General features: G+C 62.5%; 16 protein-coding genes and 5 pseudogenes. 9 read left to right on the plus strand and 12 right to left on the minus strand.

Features of this window, described 5'->3' with window-relative positions:
• A partial coding sequence (locus tag AC1Q6V_RS23745) for an Ohr family peroxiredoxin (protein WP_492350775.1) occupies positions 1-320 on the minus strand: 320 nt, incomplete at its 3' end.
• Positions 321-353: 33 nt separating this feature from the next.
• Positions 354-665 carry a hypothetical protein gene (locus AC1Q6V_RS23750; RefSeq protein ID WP_010810276.1) on the minus strand — a complete coding sequence of 104 codons (312 nt, stop codon included), beginning with the start codon at positions 663-665 and terminating at the stop codon, positions 354-356.
• Positions 666-1,190: 525 nt separating this feature from the next.
• Between AC1Q6V_RS23750 and AC1Q6V_RS23755 the strand changes: the two genes are divergently transcribed.
• Positions 1,191-2,306: an ATP-binding protein gene (locus tag AC1Q6V_RS23755; RefSeq protein WP_439671696.1), complete on the plus strand. Its 1,116-nt coding sequence runs from the start codon at positions 1,191-1,193 to the stop codon at positions 2,304-2,306.
• 140 nt (positions 2,307-2,446) lie between these two features.
• Here AC1Q6V_RS23755 and AC1Q6V_RS23760 read toward each other — a convergent pair.
• Together AC1Q6V_RS23760 and AC1Q6V_RS23765 are read right to left on the minus strand one after the other, a co-directional pair.
• Positions 2,447-2,632, minus strand: a pseudogene (locus AC1Q6V_RS23760) (PLP-dependent aminotransferase family protein); the annotation flags it as partial.
• A 164-nt stretch (positions 2,633-2,796) separates the two neighbouring features.
• Positions 2,797-3,120 carry a phage protein NinX family protein gene (locus tag AC1Q6V_RS23765; protein ID WP_454751094.1) on the minus strand — a complete coding sequence of 108 codons (324 nt, stop codon included), beginning with the start codon at positions 3,118-3,120 and terminating at the stop codon, positions 2,797-2,799.
• 256 nt (positions 3,121-3,376) lie between these two features.
• Between AC1Q6V_RS23765 and AC1Q6V_RS23770 the strand changes: the two genes are divergently transcribed.
• A complete protein-coding gene (locus tag AC1Q6V_RS23770) occupies positions 3,377-3,586 on the plus strand; it encodes a hypothetical protein (RefSeq protein ID WP_439671698.1) in 210 nt (69 codons plus the stop codon).
• 280 nt (positions 3,587-3,866) lie between these two features.
• On the opposite strand, the pseudogene AC1Q6V_RS23775 reads toward AC1Q6V_RS23770, so the two are convergent.
• A pseudogene (locus AC1Q6V_RS23775) lies at positions 3,867-4,209 on the minus strand (IS3-like element ISAzo10 family transposase); the annotation flags it as partial.
• 1,079 nt (positions 4,210-5,288) lie between these two features.
• Between AC1Q6V_RS23775 and AC1Q6V_RS23780 the strand changes: the two are divergent.
• Positions 5,289-6,470, plus strand: a complete 1,182-nt coding sequence (locus AC1Q6V_RS23780) for an MFS transporter (RefSeq protein WP_439671779.1) — start codon at positions 5,289-5,291, stop codon at positions 6,468-6,470.
• A 184-nt stretch (positions 6,471-6,654) separates the two neighbouring features.
• Here AC1Q6V_RS23780 and AC1Q6V_RS23785 read toward each other — a convergent pair whose 3' ends face one another.
• On the minus strand, positions 6,655-7,293 hold the full coding sequence (locus tag AC1Q6V_RS23785) for a hydrolase (protein WP_439671699.1): 639 nt from the start codon (positions 7,291-7,293) through the stop codon (positions 6,655-6,657).
• A 115-nt stretch (positions 7,294-7,408) separates the two neighbouring features.
• Between AC1Q6V_RS23785 and AC1Q6V_RS23790 the strand changes: the two genes are divergently transcribed.
• Complete coding sequence (locus tag AC1Q6V_RS23790; protein WP_454751095.1) at positions 7,409-9,109, plus strand: site-specific integrase; 1,701 nt, start codon at positions 7,409-7,411, stop codon at positions 9,107-9,109.
• 91 nt (positions 9,110-9,200) lie between these two features.
• Here the strand turns inward: AC1Q6V_RS23790 and AC1Q6V_RS23795 are convergent, their stop codons facing one another.
• On the minus strand, positions 9,201-10,742 hold the full coding sequence (locus AC1Q6V_RS23795; protein ID WP_454751096.1) for a cryptochrome/photolyase family protein: 1,542 nt from the start codon (positions 10,740-10,742) through the stop codon (positions 9,201-9,203).
• A gap of 643 nt (positions 10,743-11,385) precedes the next feature.
• Between AC1Q6V_RS23795 and AC1Q6V_RS23800 the strand changes: the two genes are divergently transcribed.
• Both AC1Q6V_RS23800 and AC1Q6V_RS23805 read left to right on the plus strand, forming a co-directional pair.
• Complete coding sequence (locus AC1Q6V_RS23800; RefSeq protein WP_011615228.1) at positions 11,386-12,978, plus strand: aspartate:alanine exchanger family transporter; 1,593 nt, start codon at positions 11,386-11,388, stop codon at positions 12,976-12,978.
• A 52-nt stretch (positions 12,979-13,030) separates the two neighbouring features.
• Complete coding sequence (locus tag AC1Q6V_RS23805; protein WP_058698389.1) at positions 13,031-14,026, plus strand: 2-hydroxyacid dehydrogenase; 996 nt, start codon at positions 13,031-13,033, stop codon at positions 14,024-14,026.
• Between the two features lie 267 nt (positions 14,027-14,293).
• Here AC1Q6V_RS23805 and AC1Q6V_RS23810 read toward each other — a convergent pair whose 3' ends face one another.
• On the minus strand, positions 14,294-14,737 hold the full coding sequence (locus tag AC1Q6V_RS23810) for a GNAT family N-acetyltransferase (protein WP_011615230.1): 444 nt from the start codon (positions 14,735-14,737) through the stop codon (positions 14,294-14,296).
• A gap of 241 nt (positions 14,738-14,978) precedes the next feature.
• Complete coding sequence (locus tag AC1Q6V_RS23815) at positions 14,979-15,350, minus strand: hypothetical protein (RefSeq protein WP_011615231.1); 372 nt, start codon at positions 15,348-15,350, stop codon at positions 14,979-14,981.
• 15 nt (positions 15,351-15,365) lie between these two features.
• On the opposite strand from AC1Q6V_RS23815, the gene AC1Q6V_RS23820 reads away from it, so the two are divergent.
• A complete protein-coding gene (locus tag AC1Q6V_RS23820) occupies positions 15,366-15,683 on the plus strand; it encodes an MFS transporter (protein ID WP_454751097.1) in 318 nt (105 codons plus the stop codon).
• Positions 15,684-15,723: 40 nt separating this feature from the next.
• Positions 15,724-16,122, plus strand: a pseudogene (locus tag AC1Q6V_RS23825) (aldehyde dehydrogenase family protein); the annotation flags it as partial.
• 18 nt (positions 16,123-16,140) lie between these two features.
• Here the strand turns inward: AC1Q6V_RS23825 and AC1Q6V_RS23830 are convergent.
• A pseudogene (locus tag AC1Q6V_RS23830) lies at positions 16,141-16,455 on the minus strand (transposase); the annotation flags it as partial.
• Between the two features lie 758 nt (positions 16,456-17,213).
• Here AC1Q6V_RS23830 and AC1Q6V_RS23835 point away from each other — a divergent pair.
• Positions 17,214-17,432: a TnsB C-terminal domain-containing protein gene (locus AC1Q6V_RS23835; protein WP_492350776.1), complete on the plus strand. Its 219-nt coding sequence runs from the start codon at positions 17,214-17,216 to the stop codon at positions 17,430-17,432.
• A 182-nt stretch (positions 17,433-17,614) separates the two neighbouring features.
• Here the strand turns inward: AC1Q6V_RS23835 and AC1Q6V_RS23840 are convergent, their stop codons facing one another.
• On the minus strand, positions 17,615-17,896 hold the full coding sequence (locus AC1Q6V_RS23840) for an IS66 family transposase (protein ID WP_081225822.1): 282 nt from the start codon (positions 17,894-17,896) through the stop codon (positions 17,615-17,617).
• Positions 17,854-18,483, minus strand: a pseudogene (locus AC1Q6V_RS23845) (IS66 family transposase); the annotation flags it as partial. The pseudogene AC1Q6V_RS23845 and the gene AC1Q6V_RS23840, both read right to left, overlap by 43 nt.
• Between the last annotated feature and the right edge of the window lie 34 nt (positions 18,484-18,517).

Here is an 18,517-nt window from a genome sequence, read left to right on the forward strand (position 1 = left end):
TCGATGCCGGGGATGTGGACATTGAGCCGGGCCTGCAGCAAATAGGCCTCGCCAGCCATGCCCAGGTCAACCTCGGCTTCGACCGAAAGCTCGGCCGGCAGCTTCACTTTCATCTTGCCGGCGGCCAGCCCGATCGCGCCGATAAAGCACGCCGACCATCCCGTGGCGAGCAATTGCTCCGGGTTCGTGCCCGGGCCTTTGGTGCCCGGCGAGGACAGTTGAAGGTTCAGCCGGCCGTCATCGCTATGGGCTTCGCCGTCGCGTCCGCCTGCGGTGATGTGGACTTTGCCGGTGTACAGCACTTTTTCGATACGGGTCATGATGCGCTCCTTGTTTATTCAGAAAGTCGGGGTTCAGGCGTAGGCGCCGTCAAGATAGGGGTCGACACTGCGCGCCGGGTCCGCTGAAACGCCGGTGCGGTCCAGGCCGGACAGGGTGCGTGCGCCGTCGTAGTACGGATCGACGTTGCGCGCACCGTCCGTGAACGGGTCGACGGCACGCGCGCCGTCGCTGTACGGGCTGCGTGCCTCTTGCACGGAGCGGGCACCGTCGGTGAAGGGGTCTCGCGCGCCCGGCTGGGACAGTGCGGCGGCCTGCGCACCGGCAGCGGCGGCAACCAGGGCGATGGCGAAGACAAAGCGCTTGGCGATGTTGTGGGTAGTCATGATCGTCTTCCTTAAAGGTTTGGGTTCGGTATTGCGCGGCAGGGACTGGCTTTGTTGAGGTTCGCCGCCGGGCCACGGAATGCATTTAAGGCGATCGATGTATCAGGCCCGTAGCGCGTGAGGGGGGGCTCTGTCGGAACAGGTATCGCAGCGGCAGCGTGATACAGACGGGTACAAATCCATGCGCGAACGGGTTGGGGAGCCGCATCGGCAATGGACTGGGGCAGGCGTATGCGCCACTTTCGACGCCCGGGAAGCACGGGCGATGCAGGGATGCGGCGATAAGGCCCGATAACGTTGTGCTTACCGCACTCATCTGAGAGTAGTGGCAGCGAGATCTCCCAGGTCTTGCCCTTCTGGATTTGTGGCGTAATCCGTCATGACGTTGGCTGTTGGACCCACCGACCGTGGTGATGCCGCCCCATGACCGCAAGCTCGCCCTTTACGCGTGGCTGAGCGCCTTGTATCATTACTTCTCACTTATTTTGAGAATTCTCATATCTCATGAGAACTGATGAGAGGACCTTGCCAGACCCCTGGCACTTTGGCCGCCCCGAGTTGGCGAACGCGTATCTGCATGCGTTCGACTTAAAGCTGTCTGCAGCTCGCGGACTGTTCGCTCGCCGGCGAATGGGCAAGACCGAGTTCTTGCGCAGAGACCTGATGCCGGCGGCTGTTGAGCACGGTTACCTCACCGCGTACACAAACCTCTGGGATAGCCGGACCTCGCCTGAAACGGCCCTTGTGGCAGCACTAGGCGAAGCCCTCGAACCCAAAGGGGCCGCTGCAATGTTGTCCAAGCTTCGCGTCCCGGTCAAGAAGGTGAAGGCCAGCGCGAAAATTCCAGGTGGGGTAGAGGGCTCATTGGAAGCCGAGCTAGGAAAGGCTGGCGTAGACAGGACTGCGGCGCTGCATGAAGTACTAAAGCAGCTTGACCGCACCAAGAAGCTGCTGCTCCTCGTGATTGACGAGGCCCAAGTCCTGGCCGGCGCGGACCACAGCGATTTCGCTCACGCCCTGCGCGCAGCGCTCGATATCCGCAAGGATCGCATCAAAGTCATCTTTGCCGGCAGTTCCGAGACGACCCTTCGCGCCATGTTTGCGAGGGCGTCGGAGCCGTTCTTCAATTGGGCCCCTCTGGAGCCGTTCCCCTTGCTTGGCGATGAGTTCGTTGCCTTCTCGGTCAAGCTCTTGAACAGCATGGCACGTCAGAAGCTAACGCTGGAGCAGGGTATGCGCGCATTCGACGAACTGCATCGCACTCCGGAGTTCTTCAAACGGTTTATCGAAAGGTACATGCTCTATCAACCGCAGGGAGACGTCGCAGCGCTTGCTTACACAAAGGCTTCAGTGTTCTCAGACGAACACTCGCTTGCTCAGTGGCACAAGCTTAAGCCCGCTGACCGGGCGATTCTATACCTGCTAGCACGTGGCGAGTCCGATTTGCACTCCAGCGCCGCACTACAAAAGCTCAGTACCATGCTTGGCAAGCCAGCCACCCGGAACACTACGGCTCACGCACTGCGACGTTTGCTGGCCGATAACGTCGTGACCCGTTTGGCCATGGGCGACTACCGCATCGAAGACGAAGCGTTCGCCGAGTGGATTCGCAAGCGTCAGGAGCCTGCGCCGGAGACCTGATTCGGTAAGCCTTCAAACGAAGGGGGGCACGACCTAATGGTTGAGGCAGACACGCGTACTTTTGCGCATAACGCTCGATCTAGGTCACTTCTGTGTGGCCGCGGTGGTCGGCTTTCCCTTCCTCAGGCCGCCATGACGGCCTGCGGCATGGTGCGTGTGCTCGGGTTCTGGACGGTCGGGTTGCAATAGAGCGCCGCGGGCTTCTGTACTTTGCACATGGCTTCGAAGGCGTGGGCGAACGGGCCATCCTCGTCGCCGGGCAGCGCCTGTAACTGGACATTGAGTTGCGCGGCGATGGCCTTGATGCCTGGGTAGGCTTTCAGGTCGCGGATCTCCAGGCGGCGCGCGTATTTGCGCACCAGCACCCGGCTGCCGATGGCCGCCTGGCGGCATAACTGCACTGGTCATGGTCGCGGCGGCGGCCTTGACCATCGCTACCACCTCCTGCCAGTCGGCATCGCCACACAGCACGAAATCCCAGTTACCTCGGTCACTCGGCTGGCACCTCGTCGCCGAATTTTGCAGCCACGAAAGCTCGCATTGCGGCTATCAGTGGTAATGCGTCGAGCCCCTGCGCTTGCCCAACCTCCGCGAGCCACACAAGCCTGCCACCCTCTGGCGGCAGAATTCTGATCCGCTTCTTCTCTATGAGAGGCCCGCCCTGCGCCCAGATTTTCGTCGGCGAGAATACCTGACCATCCCATTCGGATCCAGCTCCGCCCAACACATCTCCGTCAACGATTTGCGCATCGCCCCATTCAGCTTTCGCCACCCAGTAATCCAGTAGCGGACCATCTATCTCTGATACCTTCACTGTAGTTCCCCCTTGTTTTCACTCTGAGGATTAAGCTGTCGCACTGCCTGTGCGGCCGGGAAAGAAGTCCGTAGCATGAAACTGCGTCCTAGCCAACGCTTACCGGCAGGGCCCAGCCAGTGCTGGTGTGTCAGCGCTTTTGTTATAGACCAAAGAGCAAATGGTGTGCGCATCCACAGCTATGGGCGACGTACGAGCGGCACAGCCAGTGGCGTGCCCTCCATCACCGTGCAGGTGATGACGCGATTCGGATCTGTTGCCATTACTGCAACAGTTCATCGGGCAGACGCTGGAGAAGTTCCCCTTGCTCACGGCCAGCCGCCTGTACGCGATGGTGCGCGAGCGCAGCTACCAAGGCGCACCGGACCACTTTCGGCATCTGATCGCACGGTACCGGCCGCGCCCGGTCGCTGAGGTCTTCCGGCGCTTGCGCACGCTGCCAGGCGAACAGACGCAATGCGACTGAGCCCTATGTGCCGAAAAGCTGGTCGGGAACGCCCCTGCATGCGTTTGGGCCGCCAAAGAACTCGGCATAGCATTTCCTTCCTCAAGGTCGCTTCCTGGTAAGAGGATGTGATGGGACAGGCTGATATCAAGGTGTGGACCCTGCAGCGTGTCCCCGCTGGTCCGCTCGCGGCATATATCGACGCCCTCGCCGAATGGGTCAATCTTCGAGGTTACAAGCGTCGATGCATCGGCCAGCAAAGCACGGCTCGTTGGCAACGGCCAGAATGCGTTCGCGCTACTCGTTGATCAGCTCGTGCGCTGCCGTGGGCCGCGCGGGCAGCGGGCACCGGCGACCAGGCCACCGTGGGCCTTCCGACGTTACAGCGTGCGCACGGTAAGCCGACCACCTCGCATGCCGGCGTTCTTGCTGGCCTCGTCTATCGCAGCCGTCGCCAGCACCGCCTCAAACCGGGCCGGCTCTGTCCATGCCCGCTCGCGAGCGGGCATGGACAGAGCATCCGCACGCCTGCGCTCCAGCGTGGCCACTGCGACACCCAGGTCCCTTGAGACCACTTCCACCGCCGCACTCTCCGGCGGCAACAGCCGCGCTACTGCACGGTACTTGAATTCACTATCTCTTATCGCCCGGAGGTTCAGATTCTATAGGGGCGACAACTGTTCTGCCGCGGGGGGATAGTTGGCATGGAGCTGAAAGCTTGACTGACTATCGTCGCCCGTGTGTGTCCCTGCGTGAGACGATTGTAGCGCTCGCATTTAGCTCGAGGGTCTCGGCGGTAACGAAGGACCAGCACTGCAGCGCAACGTCGCCCACACCGTTCTGTGGCGGCGGGTAATCTGAGGGCCCCCCCTTTGGGGCTCTGGCTCAGCGAATGGGAAGACAGCGAATGCCAGGAGTGCCATTCCGGGCAAGCGTCAGGAAGGCATGCGTACCTTGCGGTCACGACAAGGCGCCCCGCGACGGTATGGATGAGGGATGCGCCAAGACTCTGGACGGTCGCAACGGCGCCTTGGCCAGGTTGTAGCGCGCTGTGCCGTGCAACGGATCCAGAATTTCCGTACTTCGACTTCGAATTACGCTGCGCAGCGGGGATACGGTAGCTATTCCGCAGTGTGCGAGAAGCAACAGTGCCCACTGAATGGAACATGCCACAATGCCAAAGAACTCGGTGTTGGCACCCGACGATTCGCGGTTCAGCGCGAGGGAGGGCAGCGTAGTGCTAAGGAAGCCTGACGAAGGCTGACCGGCCGGACGGAAAGGTCTACCCCACGCGCATCAGCGAAGCCTTTGCCGATCGTCTTCCGGGGGAGACTTGGCATGCGTATGCAAATCGCCCGCAATGTACTCTGGCTGGTCTGCGGCACGCGTCCACCTCGACCACGTCGATCTACCTGCACGGCGACGAGGTGAAACGGGCGCGCCAAATCGGGGCGGCGTTCTCCGCTTCATAGTGGCTTGAAGGGGTGGCCGATCGGGGCGCCAGCGATTCGTTGCGCGTTCGCATGGTGCAGCTGCACCTGGCAACCGTGGCGGCCGGCAGTTTGCTCGCCTCCGCTGCGCGGACTCCTTTTGCTGATGCCCATGTCGTTCGAATGGCTCATACTCCGTCGAGGCGGGACCATCATCCTGCGAACAAGGAGTCGCTGTGACCGAACCCGCTCGCACTCGCTCTACCTTGAGCCAGATTCCCACGGGGATCTGGATGCTGGGCTTTGTCAGCCTTCTGATGGATATTTCCTCGGAAATCATTCACAGCTTGCTCCCCGTCTTCATGGTGACAACGCTTGGTGCCAGCGCCTTCTCCGTTGGCCTCATCGAAGGCGCCGCCGAGGCGACCGCGCTGATGGTCAAGGTGTTTTCGGGCGCGTTCAGCGACTACCTCGGCAAGCGCAAAGGGCTCGCGGTACTGGGCTATGCCCTTGGCGCGTTGTCCAAGCCATTCTTCGCCATGGCGCCTGGCGTGGGAACCGTTCTGGCAGCGCGCCTCACAGACCGAATCGGCAAGGGCATTCGCGGCGCCCCCCGCGATGCGCTGGTCGCGGACATCGCACCGCCGCATCTCCGGGGCGCCGCCTTCGGCCTACGACAATCGCTGGACACCGTGGGTGCCATTCTCGGGCCGCTGAGTGCCATCGGCCTGATGTATCTGTGGGCGAACGACTTCAGGGCCGTCTTCTGGGTGGCGGTCATCCCAGGCATCCTCTCCGTCTTGCTGCTGATGGTCGGGGTGCGAGAGCCCGACACCCATCTCGGCGCCAAGCGAAGCAACCCCATCAAGTGGGCAAACCTTGTCCGTCTTGGGCGATCGTCCTGGCAGGTGGTCGCGATTGGGGCGCTGTTCATGCTGGCTCGGTTCAGCGAGGCGTTTCTGGTGCTGCGCGCCCAACAGGTCGGTTTGCCTCTGTACCTGGCGCCGCTCGTGCTGGTCGCGATGAACTTGGTGTATTCCCTGTCGGCCTACCCCTTTGGCAGGCTGTCCGATAGGCTGCCTCATACCACGCTGTTGGCATGGGGCTTGGTGGCTCTTGTTCTCGCCGATCTCGTGCTGGCGATTGGCGCGCACTGGGCGGTAACACTGGCCGGTGTGGCGCTATGGGGGCTCCATATGGGCATGACCCAGGGACTGCTTGCCACCATGGTCGCCGACACCGCGCCCGAAGATCTGCGGGGCACGGCGTTCGGCCTCTTCAATCTGGCAAGCGGGCTGGCGCTTCTCATTGCCAGCGCGCTGGCCGGCTTGCTGTGGGACCGACTCGGAGCGGCGTTCACGTTCTATGCCGGTGCGGCATTGTGCGCGGCGACTATCGCGCTAATCCTTGTCGCTCAGCTTGACCAACGGGTGGTATCAGGCCAAGGGTCAGGCAGCGATCATGATCGCCGTTGACCACGATCCACGCGATCGCCCCTCCGCGCTTCAAGCTGAAGGTCGCCGCGATTTTGCGAGGAACCGGAATTCGTGAGACTGGGGCTTCTGGAAAATCAACAAGTTATCAACGAATTCCGTCCGGCTACGCAAGGGGGCAAAATTGGAAATGGTGAGACTGGCCGGAAATGGAGCGCGAATCAGCTCAACTGCTGCTCGGGCAGCGCAAGGGGTAGGTAAAAGCGTTGAAATTTCGATATTGGCGGAAATAGTGACCGCCATTGGCGGAAATAACGATCTGCAACAGCAGTTCACAGAACAGCTGCGGCACGCTGATCATCTTGCCGCCGGCCTGTTCGATGTGACGCAGCGCAGCCTCGTGAGCGGCCACGGAAGTTCCGCCCACTGCATCGGCCACGACATAGACTTCATAGCCTTCCTTGAGCGCGTCCAGCGCCGGGAAGGTAAGGCAGGCTTCCGTCCACAGCGCGGTCATGATCAGCTTCTTGCGGCCCGTTGCCTTCACTGCTTCGCGCAACTCAACGTCTTCCCAGGAGTTGATGGTGGTACGGTAGTAGGTGGGGAAGTCGCCCAGCACCTTCTGCAACTGCGGGATCGGCGGCTTGTTCAGGCCGGTCTTCACATTGACGGTGGAATGCACGATCGGCAGTTTGTACGCCACGGCGGCACGCGAGGCGCCGACGATGTTGTTGACCAGCAGCTGCCGATCCATCGAGGCGATGGAGTTCACCTGGACCGGTTGGTAATCGATGATCACGAAGGCAGCGTTCTGCGGAGTCAGCAGGTGGTCTTTTGCGGGATCGCGAATGGGTTCGCTGGCCATGGTTATCTCCAGATCAAAGGGGTGGATTTCTTGCGCTACAAGCTACCGATCCAGCCAGCTATTACGATAAGTATTCTTATCGTAATAGATACGTCGATGCGCTAAACTGGCGTATATGAAAACTCGCTTGACCCTGACCCCGCCGGAACCGACCCCGCCATCCGGCTTCCCCGATGCCACCTCACTCGCCGCGCTGCGCGCCTGGCATGCCGGGCTGACGACGCGCGAAGCCGTCGCACGATATCTGGGCGAGGAGCGGGCGCAGGGCCAGTCGTCGCGCGGCATCCTCGGGCGCATCCGCCGCCAGCTTGCCGCATACGCCCGCAGCCGCCAGCGCGAGGACCTCGCTGCGCTGTTTGAAATTTCCGCGGCCGAGCGGGCGGAGAAGGGCAGGGCAGCGGACCATGCCATCGAGACGCTGCGCACGCTGCCGCCGCCGGCACCGGCAATCAGCGACGACATCGGCTTGTGGCTGGCGCCGCGCACGGTCGCCGCGCTGCGCGCGCAGGGCATCGACACGCTGGCGGCACTGACCGTTCGGGTGCCGCGCCGGCGCCGCTGGTGGGCCGCGATCCCCGGCCTGGGCGCGGCCGGGGCCCGACAGGTCGAAGCCTTCTTTGCCCGGCTCCCCCAACTGACCGAACGCGCCCGGGCGCTGCTCGCGCAGGCGCCGCGGGGCATGGTCGTGCCATGGGAGCAACTGCGGCTGCCGCATGAAGTGGATGGGTCGCGGGGGAAGTTCCGCGCGCCGCGCGCGACCTGCGCCCTCAATGCGGACAACGATTACGCGGCGATCCAGGCGTGGCTGGCCTTGCATGAGTCGCCAGCGACGCAGCGCACCTATCGCAAAGAGGCCGAGCGGCTGATCCTGTGGGCGATTGTCGAGCGCGAACGGCCGTTGTCGTCGCTGACCACTGAGGATGCGACGGCCTATCGCAGCTTCGTGCGGCGACCGGCGCCCCGGGAACGCTGGGTAGGGCCAGCGAGACCACGTACCTCGCCCGACTGGCGTCCGTTCACCGGCAGCCTCTCGGCGCGCTCCACCGCCCATGCCTTGTCTGTACTGGGGGCGATGTTCCGCTGGCTGATCCAGCAGCGCTATGTGCTGGCCAATCCGTTCGCCGGGATCAAGGTGCGCGGAGGAGGGCGGTCAGCGGCGCTGGACAGCTCGCACGCGTTCACGGAAGGCGAATGGCTGCTGATCCGCACCATTGCTGACGGCCTCGAATGGTCCTATGGCTGGGACGGCCCGGCGGCCCAGCGCCTGCGCTTTGTGCTGGACTTCGGCTACGCCACCGGACTGCGCGCCAGCGAACTCGTCGGTGCGACGCTCGGCGACGTTGACAGCGATCCCCATGGCGACCATTGGCTCAAGCTGGTTGGCAAAGGAGCCAAGGCTGGCAAGGTGGCACTGCCACCGTTGGCGCGCCTGGCGCTCGACAGCTATCTGGTGGAACGAGGCCTGCCAGTCACGCCAGCGCGATGGGACCCGCATACCCCACTGATCGGCGGCCTTGGCCAGGATCCGGCCAGTGGCATCACCGGCACGCGCCTGTGGGGCGTGTTGCGGCGCTTCTTCAGGCAAGTGGCGGACTTGATCCAGGCGGATCACCCTTCCGCCGCCGACAAGCTGCGGCAGGCGAGCCCGCATTGGATGCGGCACACTCATGCGACTCATGCACTGGCGCGCGGCGCGGAATTGACGACAGTGAGGGACAACCTGCGTCACGCCTCGATCTCGACCACCTCGATCTACCTGCACGGCGACGAGATGAAACGGGCACGGCAAATCGGCGCGGCGTTTTCCGCGCCCTAGTGGCTTAGTGCGATGGCCCGGAGAACAGCCGGGGAGTGGAGGGCGCTCGAGCCGGTCGAACGCCATTAGCCGGAATCGCGATCTGCAACGGCTATATCGATTTCCTTATCGCCGCATACCTTTCAAGGGTCTGTTTCCGCGCAACTTCGTGCTGCACGATCGGGGGTGGATAGTTCTCTCCAAGCTTCACCCCCGCTGTAGCCAGTACGTTCACAGGCGCCGTCCATGGCGCATGGATGTACTTGTCCGGCATCTGTGCCAGCACCGGCAAGTACTTGCGAATAAATCGCCCCTGTGGATCAAATTTCTCCGATTGCTTGACCGGATTGAAGATACGGAAGTACGGCTGTGCATCGCAGCCCGTTGACGCAGCCCACTGCCACCCGCCGTTGTTGGCCGAGAAATCGAAATCATTGAGCTGGTCGGCGAAATATTGCTCGCCGCGTCGCCAGTCGACGCCGAGATCCTTGACGAGAAAGCTCGCAGTCACCATCCGTAGACGATTATGCATGTAGCCGCTCTGGCGGATCTGCAGCATCGCGGCATCGACCAGCGGATAGCCGGTCTGCGCGTCGCACCATGCCTGAAAGTATTTGTCACCCGTGACAGAGTCGACCCACTGCAGCGCATCGTATTCGGGGCGGAAAGACTTGCCGTCGGCCACGCGGGGATGGTGGTGGAGGATCATGAAATAGAAGTCGCGCCAGATCAGTTCGGATAGCCAGACGGCCGCGCCGGCGCTTTCGCTGCCGCCGCGCAGTACGGCGTCAAGCGCGGCTCGCGCCAGCGTGCGGATCGAGATCGTGCCGAAGCGCAGGTGTACCGATAGGTAGCTCGGGCCGCGCAGCGAGGGGAAATCTCGCCGGTAGCCATAATCGCCGATGCGGTCGATGAATTCATCGAACAGTGCACGGGCGCCATCACTGCCCGTGGGCATTGCAATCTCGGCAAGATTGCTGACAGCGAAGCCGAGATCGTGCAGCATCGGCGAAGCCTTTTGATACTGAGGGGGCACCGGTGCCAGCGCGCCCAGATACTGGTCGACTGGATACGGTCGAAGGTCGAACGGCTGCACTGCGCGTAACCACGCATTCTTGTACGGCGCGAAGACGCTGAAGGGCTGGCCTTGGCCGGTCAAGAGCTCGTCAGCCTCGAAGATAACCTGGTCCTTGAATGTGAACAGCACTCGGGAGTCGGAAGCCAGTGCCTGACGCACGGCCGTGTCACGCCGCTTCGCGGCAGGTTCGTAGTCGTGGTTCGTGAAGACGGCATCGGCATCGAGTTCGGCCGCCAGCCTGGGAATGGCATCGCGCGCGATATCGTCAAGCACGATCAGACCGCCGCCCGCATCGGTCAGCGTCCTGCGTAACGGCTCTAACGACCTCAGGATGAACTCTACACGTCGATCGACCTTGCGTCCGCATGCAATCAGCGGGTCAAGGATTTCGCGATCGAAGACAAACACGCACCACACTTGGCGGCAGTGCTTGAGGGCATAGTGCAGCGCTGCATGGTCGTCGGCGCGCAGGTCGCGCCGGAACCAGACCAGGCCACGCGCGAACTCCAGGTCGATTCGGCATGGCAGGCGTCCGGTGCCGGCTGTTTCAGAAGCAGGAGAGAGGGGTTTCGGCATTGCCGTAATTTAGTCCCATGCAGCGTTGTCGCACAGCCCCATTTGCGGGTATTGCCTGCACCGCAGCTTGGCAGGATCAGCGTGACCCCAGAAACCGGGCTGCCTTCTGATGGATCCTGGATCCTGGAAGCTGAGCCGTACGTCGAATTGACCGGCGATAGCCTGCATATTCCGCACGGATTCGTGCCCGTTCCCACCCGACATACCGGATGCCAGCAGATTGGTGGATTTCCGGCGGCTTTGGATGCGCTGCGAAGATCTCGCCGACGCGATGATCGCCTCGATTGGCTAGCGCGCGGTTGGCCGCAGCATGTGGGGGAAAGTGAGGCCGGCGCTACCGTAAGGTGGAGATAGGGCTTGGCAGAAGATTTGTGTCTGGAGGTGCCAACCGCCTGTTTGACCGCGCGCCGCTTCAATTCTTATTCTTGAACTTGTGCGGCGCATCGTATATTTTCGAGGGGCATTCCGGTGGTTGCCGCCGTGCCGGCCGGTGCCTGTCACGATGATCGGGTTCATGCAAGCCGCACTCGATAACGCATGCCCGGAACAACGGTTGTCAACCCCGTCCGCGCAGTGCGCGCGTGACCCTGCGCAGTTGCTTATCGCTGCCCCCCTTGCTCCTGCCCATCAGAAAGGAGCTGCCATGGATGCAGTCCGGACATTGCTCGAAACCCAGCCGCTGCTCACGCTGTTCCTCACGGTTGCACTGGGCTATGTCTTCGGCGAGATCAATATCAAGGGCGTGTCGCTCGGTTCGGGCGCGGTGCTGTTCGTGGGGCTGGCGATCGGCGGGTTCGCGCCGAAGTCCGCGCCGCCTGCCATCCTTGGCACCCTAGGGCTGCTGCTCTTTCTCTATGGCATTGGGATCCAGTACGGGGAGCAGTTCTTTAAGGGTCTGACCAGCCCCGATGGCATCAAGGCCAACGCCGCTGCGGTCCTTGGCGTGGTTGGCTCCGGACTGCTCGCGGTTGCGTTGGTGCCGCTGGTCGGCGTGAAGCTAGACGAGTCGCTAGGTATGTTCGCCGGCGCGGGCACCAGCACGGCAAGCCTGCAGGCCGCGATGGCGGCGATGAAGAGCGACGGCGCCGCGGTGGGCTACAGCGTCGCATACCCAGTCGGCGTTGCAGGGCCGATCCTGTTTCTGTATGCCCTCACCGCGCTGCTCAAGCCGAATATCGTGCGGCCGCCGCCAAAGCTGATCGAGACCGCCGAGATTGCGCTGACGAACCCGGCGTTTATCGGCGCGCGGCTGTCGGAGGTGGTAGCGCGCCTACCGGACGGGGTGGCGATTGCCGCCGTGCGTCGCGCCCACCACAACCACCCCTCCGCCGACGACCTGGTCCTGCAGGCCAACGACGTGCTGCTCGCGACCGCCACTGACCCGGCCGTGCTGCGTGAAGCCACCTCGCTGTGCGGGGAACTGCAGCCGGGCCGCATGACAAGCCATCGCGAAGACCTGGACTATATGCGCGTGTTCGCCTCAAGCCGGCTCGTGGTCGGGCACACGCTGCGCGATATCCGTTTTCCCGAAGGCATGGTCTGCTCGATCGCCCATGTGCGGCGCGGTGATGCGGACCTGATGCCCCGCGATGACCTCACCCTCGAGTTCGGTGACCGCGTCGGCCTGCTGGTCAATCGCGCCCACATGAAGCCGATTCGCGCGCTGTTCGGCGACTCCATCAAGGGCACCGCCGAGCTGAGCTTTATCTCGATCGGCATCGGCGCGGCCCTCGGGCTGCTGGTGGGGCTGATCCCCGTGCCGATTCCCGGCGTCGGCACGCTGGCGCTGGGGCTAGCGGCGCTGCTGCTGGTCGCCCTCATGCTCGGCCGGGTGCGCCGTCTCGGGCCGTTCGTCTGGACCATGCCGCTGTCGGCCAACCTGGTCCTGCGCAACTTCGGGCTGACCATCTTTCTCGCACAGGTGGGCATTGCATCCGGGCCGAAGTTCTTCGCCACCATCGGCGTAACCGGGGTGTCCTTCCTGATCTATGGCGTGGTGATTCTGCTTGCCCTGCTGCTGATTACTGCGATTTTCTGCCTCTGGGTCTTCAGGCTGCCGTTCGACCTGGCGGTGGGCGTGATCTGCGGCGCGACCGGCAATCCCGCCATCCTTGCCTTTGCCAACCGCGTCGCGCCCACCGACCGGCCCGACCTCGGCTACTCGATGATCTTCCCGTCAATGACCATCGTGAAAATCCTGTTCGTACAGGTCGCCGCCACACTGGCTGGCGGATAGTGCAGGGCAACCTGGGCGAAGCGCGCCATGCGATTCGCCGCGGAGACACATCATGGAAATCGCCGTCTTCAGCGCAAAGTCCTATGATCGTCAACATCTCGATGCCGCGAATGCGGCCGAAGGCCATCAGCTCAAGTACTTCGAAGTTCCCTTGGACAATGAGACGGTGGGCCTCGCCGCGGGCCACGGCGCAGTGTGCATCTTCGTCAATGACCGGGCCGATGCGACCGTGCTGCAAGCGCTCGGACGCGGCGGCACCAAGCTGGTCGCGCTGCGCTGCACGGGGTTCAACAACGTCGACCTGAAAGCCGCGCAGGCGCTCGGGATCAAGGTGGTGCGCGTTGTCGACTACTCGCCCAATGCGGTCGCCGAGCACGCGGCGGCCCTGCTGATGGCGGTCAACCGCAAGATCCACCGGGCCTACAATCGCACCCGGGACTTCAATTTCTCGCTCGAAGGCCTGATGGGCTTCGACCTGTGCGGCAAGACCGTGGCGGTGATCGGCACCGGCAAGATCGGGCGCGTGTTTGCGAAAATCATGGTCGGGTTCGGTTGCAACGTGATCGGCTACGACAAGTACCCGTCCCCGGAATTCGAGGCCCTTGGTGGACGCTACGCGGACGAGGGAGAAATCGGCGCAAGCGCGGACTGCATCTCGCTGCATTGCCCGCTCACGCCCGAGACCCATCACATCATCAATGCCGAAACGCTGTCGCGCGCCAAGCCGGGGGCCTTGCTCATCAACACCAGCCGCGGCGGGCTGATCGACACGGAAGCAGTCATCGAAGCGCTCCGGAGCGGGCAACTCGGCGGGCTGGCGATCGACGTGTACGAGCAGGAGGCGGGCCTGTTCTTCCGCGACCTGTCCGGCATCATCGTCGACGACTCCGTGCTGCAGCAGCTAATCACGTTTCCTAACGTGATCGTGACCGGGCACCAAGCCTTCCTCACGCGTGAGGCCGTGACGACCATTTGCGAAACAACCTTGCGCAGCGTGACGGAGTTCGAAAGCGGCAAGCCACTCACGAACGAAGTCGGTGCCGGTTGAACACGGCTGTTGGCTTCAAATCGTGCCGCGCTAATGGCTTAAACCGCTCCCCGAAAAGCCCACGGTCGGGAGCAGGGCGCATGAAGAAGACTTCGGGAAATTCAAGCCGCTCGAAGGGAATAGGGCAGCAAGGTCAAGGAAGCCAAAGCCGCGATGACCCTGGCGTGGTGGAAATTCTTGCATCGACTTCAACGTTGCGAGCCGTCCTCCGTGGCTCCGCAATGCGCCTGGCTGCCCGCTCCGGCGAATGAACTTGCGAGCGAGCTACTACAAGGCAATTTGCATCAGCGTCCCGACATCGGCTGGGGGACGGTTGAGTTCCTGCGAGCGCATTACGGCAGGCGGCAGGTCAGAAAGGTTGATTGGCGCGAAGCCGAGGCGCGCGAAATAGCCGGATGCGGTCTTGGTCTGCAACACTATTGATGCGACCCCTTGCAGCCGGACGTCTGCCACGATTGCGGAAAGCAGAAGCTCGCCGAGACCTGCAGACCTTGCGCGCTGCGCAACAGCCAGTCCTCGAAGAAGTCCTGTTTCCCCATAGCGCTCCACGCCGGCACATCCGAGGAGCCCGGCATTGTCGCGGACCATGATGAAATGGGTGATATGTTCGCGTACCCCCTCGACGCAAAGTGAGGAAGCACGCAGGAGGGCCTCAACCTCAGGCCAATCCTTCTCAGTCGCATAGCGGGGACGCATGACATATTCCTTCATGCAAAGTTCGTCCCGTCATCCTACTTTTGCCGGGATGCTTCCGCCCGTAGGGATTCTTCTTAAGTAGATTTGCTATCTCCCGGAAGCAGTCTGGCCGGCATGCCGGGAAGACAACATTCTTGCTCTTCAGCGGAGTTCTGTTGCGATGGCATGCGAGCGCGAAGTCCCTTGCCTGCGTCAGCCGGTGGCCCGACATGCGAGATGCCGCCCAAGGTATCGCTGTTGGGACAGCATGAACTGGCTAGTTCCAGATGAGCGTGGCTTCTTGCAACAAGTGACCAGGCAGGATGTAGTCGCCGTGCTTGATAGCGAGTGCCTCGAGTTCGCACAGACAGTCCTCGGATAATGCCGTCATGTCGAACCGGCAGTAGAGGTGTCGCTGTCGGAATGTGAGTTTTTCTCCGCGGAGCCCTCTGGCTAGCGCATCTGCAGACTCCACACAGACATGTTCGATGGTTCGGAACTGTACGACGATGCCGCGCTGTTGCCCAAGTCGTCCGAGTTCGAACGCGTCTTCCCACGCGGTTTCATAGTCTAGATCGACAGTACTATCTATGCGCGAACTGATGTGCTCAAGCGCGCTTGCTCGATCACGTGCGACGTATACGCTCATAGGGGAGTCTCCCCGATGGGGTCTTTGTGGAGAAAAATATATTCCGAAATCGGGGGCTGGGCAACCCCAATCGTACATGCCTTCGCAGCCCAGTTATATCCCGCGCACGTACGGTCGACCGGAGTCGGTTGGGCCGCAGCAGCCGGGCGGCTCGGCGCAGTGTCAGGGCCCGCACTGGATGGCTACCTCCTGAGCCAGCAGTTTCCTAACACGTTCAACTTCATGGTGTTTGCCATCCCCGGCGTGGTGGCCGCGATCGCGGTCTTCCTAATCTCGGATCACGGCAAGAGGGAGTCAGGCGTCGTGCGGGTTCTGGCCGGCTCTGCCGATTGATGACGCTGGCGATATTCCTACAGTATTTGCGGAGACATTAATGACCAATAGCAATTCATGCGCATGGGAAGGGCGGATCTTCTCGAACGGTTGGGTGCCTGGCACTGGCAGCGTTGCGGACGTCGTCGAGCCGTCGACGGGGAAGATCCTGGCGACGATCGGAATCGGCCTTGCGGATGATATCGACCGGGCAGCTAATGCCGCGCAGCGTGCGCAGCCAGGATGGGCGTCCACAAGCTTCGATAAACGCGCTGAAATCCTCCGCGAAGCCGCGCGCCTATTGAAGGCGCGGGCCGACGAGATCAACGGATGGAACGTCCGCGAGTGTGGCTCGACGGCGGCGAAGGCAGAATGGGAGCTGCACGCTACCTACGAGCAGCTGCTCATGGCGGCGGCAATGCCGATGCAACCCGAAGGCGCGCTGTACGCATCGGCGATGCCTGGCCGCATGAATATCCCACAGGCCCAGGATGTCGCGCGTGCCATCCGGCAGCACGCCCAAGGCCAGGTTGACGGCCTTGTTACGTACCACGCCGTCCTCACGCATCTTGACACGGTGGCGTGGGATATCGACCCGCAGTGGACCGTCCTCGGTCAGGACAGTCTACTCCGCCCAGGGCGCGCTCAATCAGGGCCTTTTTGAATGCCATCGAGGCGTCTTGAACCGCCTCGGCAGGCATCGGACCCATTTACGAAATGGGCAATCAGGTCCTCGGGAATGGGGCGGCGGTTCACGGTTGGCAGCCTGACTGGTCGTGGTTTTTAGTGGCATACATGCTCCTTGGTGACATGTTATGCCTAAACACAAAATTTCTGACGGATCCGTCGGTTGCCCTAGTGATGTGACGCACTTTCGCTTTCAGGAAGACCCAGCCCTTGGTACTGTCGGTAGGACCACCAGGCGAGAAGCACGGATACCAACAAGCACACCAAAAGCGGAGCCAGACACAACGATCAGGCCGGTCTGGCAACCAATCGTGCAGACGCCGCTCGCAAAGCTACAGACGGCAGCGACGATAAAGGAAATCTGTCCGCGTATGTAAGACCACGGCCTTGAGCATGGCGATGAGGATTGCAACGAAGCGCGAGCTGGCGATTGCGAGGGTGTTGCGTCCGCTTGGGACGGCTCCCCTCACGCTTAAGCAAGCTGAGACTGCTGGCAAATTGCTTGGAATCCATTGGGCCACGGTTTATCACTTGCGCCGGCGCTTTCTCGCGGATCCTGTGGCGAGCGCATTGATACCTTATGACCGAGGCCCAAAAGTGGGAAAGCCGCGTCTACCAGCGACCATCGAGGAAATCGTGAATGAGGTCCTGACCGATTGGCTGCCGCGACAGCCTCATCTCGCTCATCCGCTCTTCGAGCTCGACGTCGAAATTCGGAAGCGATGCGCAGGGGCAAGTGTTAGTCCGCCAAGCAGATCTACCATTTCGCGACGATGGGCCGCCCATCGGAAAGAGGACGCCCTTCGGCTCGCAACGCAGCCGGGCTCTGAGATTCCACCAGGTCATCTTGTGGCGCGCTGTCCGATGGATATTGTGCAGATTGATCACACGCTGGCCGATCTGATCCTGGTTGATGATGCGAGCCGACGCCCAATTGGCCGGCCATGGCTAAGCATAGCCCTCGACGTTTCGACAAGATGCGTCGTCGGCGTATATGTCGGGATGGACCGCCCCAACGCCATGGTGACGTTCGGCGCACTTTTGTCCCATCCCGCTCACATACGTAAAGTAGTCACCGCTTAATAGCTGCCCGGGGCGTTTCGCTCACTGCCTGAATCCGCCCATTGCACAGGCGCGCGACAAACGTGCCGCCGCCTTACCGGAAAATCCAAAACCTCGCGCCGCCATCTGGCTCGCCGAGCAGGCGCCGCCTGCGGATATCGGCGCTGGCCGGGGCGAGGGCGGCAGCGACCGTTCAGCCGCTCTCAGCCGAGTACGTCAGCCCTGGCCCTTGCGCGTGCCATTGCGCAACGATGCCTGGCCAGCAGGCCATGGGCGTTACCCTGCAGCCACTGATGGAACTGCGACAGCAGCGGCACGGCCTCGGCCTGGCGCACCGCCAGCTTGTGCTCCGGTGACCTGTACTTGATGCCGGCTTCGATGGCATACAGCTTGGCGATCCACGCCAATGCCCCCGCGCGGCCAGCCCTGGCGTCTTCTGGGCCTTGGCGATCTCGAAGAAGCGTCGGCGGCAATGCGCCCAGCATCCGCCCTCGATGATCCGGCCGGTACGGCAAAGCGCATCGTGGCCGCTGTAGGCATCCGCCTGCAGGTAGCCATGATAGTCGCGCAGGAAGTTCAGGGGATGGGCGTCGGCGCGGGATTCCGCGAACTCGAACAGCACCGCTGGCTGGTGGTCGACCCATAATCCGTTCTCCTGCCGCAGCCCGGCCACGAGGTAGCCCCATAGATGGGCCTGCCGCGTGGTGGCGCGCCTGCGCTCGAGTAGTGGCAGCGTGGTGTCGTCCAGATGCAGGCGCGGCGCCTGCTGGACGTGGTTGCGCAAAGGCGGCAGCAGCTTTGCCAGCAGCTCGGCAGAAGCCAGCTTCCATTCGCACAGAGTGGCCCTTGGCAGGTGCACGCCCAGGCGCGCATAGCGCGTCTCCTGCCGATTGATCGGCAGGTGGACCACGAAGGTGTCGACCTGGATGCTGGCCAGCACCCCTGCGCTGGCGTTGCTCTTGGGCAGCGGCGAGGGCTGCGCGGCAGCGGTCACGATGGTGGACTCGCCGTCCTTCGTGGCCACGTACTTGAAGCGGATATGCTCGATTACGTTGAGCCCGGGCCGGCTCATAAGTTCCACTGTGCCACCATCTCCCGCCAGAAGG

The organism is Cupriavidus sp. GW823-FHT07B10, assembly GCF_058794355.1.